Genomic DNA, 2,005 nt, shown 5'->3' with positions numbered 1-2,005 from the left:
TTTTTCCATCAACCATTCATAAATTCCATCTCAAATTTTGCCTGTTCCCAAAAATCAACAAAATTTCCAACGATTTTTCACCTCCACAAACAGAGAAACTAATATTCAACTTCCGACTCTAGATAAATAGATAATTCGGTGATTTTTTTCAGTCTGAATTGGCAGAAAATATTAGTCAAGAAATATTCATCTGACTGCCAAGAATTTTTCCATCAACCATTCATAAATTCCATCTCAAATTTTGCCTGTTCCCAAAAATAGCCAAATTTCAAGAGTATTTTTGATAAAATAACACCCACTAAACCTTCTCAAATTGCATAATCCTAGCTCCTAAAATTCTTAATAAAATTTACAGCTTGTCGCCAGCTAAAGATTGTAGATTTTAGATAAAAAAAACACAAATGAAGAAATTCCTGACTAAATCCAAGAAATGCTCACTCACAACTTAAGATCAACTACGATGAAACTAAAATTTAGGACTTAAAACCTAAAACAAACCTAACATGGTACAACTAACACCAAATCCCTCATTTAGTTTAACAATTCGCCTCGAAACTCCTAACCGTGCCGGAATGTTGGCCAGCGTTACCCAAGCCATCGCATCAGAAGGAGGCAACATAGGCCATATCGACCTACTCGAACAAAGTCGTCAAATCACACTCAGAGAAATTACAGTCGATGCCTACAGTACAGAACATAGTGAAAAAATTGTTCAAGCTGTCAAAGCTTTACCAGAAATAAAAGTTGTCGATCTCTATGACCGAACCTTCAATTTACATCGTGGTGGTAAAATAACAGTCCAAGGCAAAATACCCCTCAAATCCCAATCTGACCTATCAATGGCTTATACTCCAGGAGTAGGTCGAATTTCTAAAGCAGTTGCGGAAGACCCCGAACAAATCTACAATCTCACCATTAAACAAAACACAGTAGCTATTGTTACAGACGGCAGTGCAGTTTTAGGACTAGGAAATCTTGGTCCTGGAGGCGCTCTACCAGTTATGGAAGGTAAAGCTATGTTATTTAAGGAATTTGCTGGAGTAGATGCTTTTCCTGTTTGTCTGGCGACTCAAGATACTGATGCTATTGTCGAGACAGTTAAAAATATTGCTCCCGTTTTTGGAGGAGTTAACTTAGAAGATATTGCTGCCCCCCGTTGTTTTGAAATAGAAGCCAAACTAAGAGAAATATTAGATATTCCAGTATTTCACGATGACCAACATGGTACAGCAATAGTAAGTTTAGCTGCATTAATTAACGCTCTAAAGTTGGTCAAAAAATCTATAGAAGATATTCGCATCGTTATTAATGGTGCTGGTGCTGCTGGAATAGCGATCGCTCGTTTGTTACGCAAAGCAGGGGCTAATACAATTTGGTTATGTGACTCTAAAGGTATAGTCTCAAAAAGTCGTACAGGTTTAAATCCAGAAAAACAAGAATTTGCTGTTGAGTCTTCAGGTACTCTCGGAGATGCTTTGGTAGGGGCTGATGTATTCTTAGGTGTTAGTGCACCGGGAGTTGTCACTCCAGAAATGGTACGTTCTATGGCAAAAGATCCAATAGTATTTGCAATGGCTAATCCTATTCCAGAAATACAGCCAGAATTAGTTACAGGAGATGTGGCAGTTATGGCCACTGGTAGGAGTGATTATCCAAATCAAATTAATAATGTTTTGGCATTTCCAGGCATATTTCGGGGCGCTCTAGATTGTCGGGCTACTACCCTCACGTCTACAATGTACTTAGAAGCTGCTAGGGCGATCGCTTCATTGGTGAAAGCTTCAGACCTTGACAAGGAGCATATTATTCCTTCAGTATTTGATACAAGGGTAGCTACGGCTGTTGCTGGTGCGGTAGCTCATGCAGCTCGCCAAGAAGGTGTCACGGTTTAAGTAGGATTTATCTAAGTTATTTTACTCTACTTTTGAAGACTTACGCCAAAATTATAAAATATAGTAAGTCAAAACTATAGCGCTACAGTTATAGACAAGCTCAATGGCAAAAA

General features: G+C 38.4%; 1 protein-coding gene. It reads left to right on the top strand.

The genetic code is table 11. The features are described from left to right. Positions 1-503 precede the first annotated feature (503 nt). Entirely contained in the window at positions 504-1,892 is a 1,389-nt protein-coding gene (locus tag ACP6PK_RS03990; protein ID WP_094670806.1) for a malic enzyme-like NAD(P)-binding protein, read from the top strand. Positions 1,893-2,005 lie beyond the last annotated feature (113 nt).

Origin of the sequence: Dapis hubbardiae BLCC-M172, from assembly GCF_050016015.1 — a bacterium.
In the GTDB taxonomy this organism is placed as follows: Bacteria; Cyanobacteriota; Cyanobacteriia; order Cyanobacteriales; family Microcoleaceae; genus Trichodesmium.
Note: the sequence above shows the minus strand (reverse complement) of the source record. Positions and strands in the feature narration are given on the sequence as shown.

Bases quoted from the DNA above. Each gene is read 5' to 3' on its own strand.
- ACP6PK_RS03990 (WP_094670806.1), top strand. From the start codon at position 504: ATGGTACAACTAACACCAAATCCCTCATTTAGTTTAACAATTCGCCTC.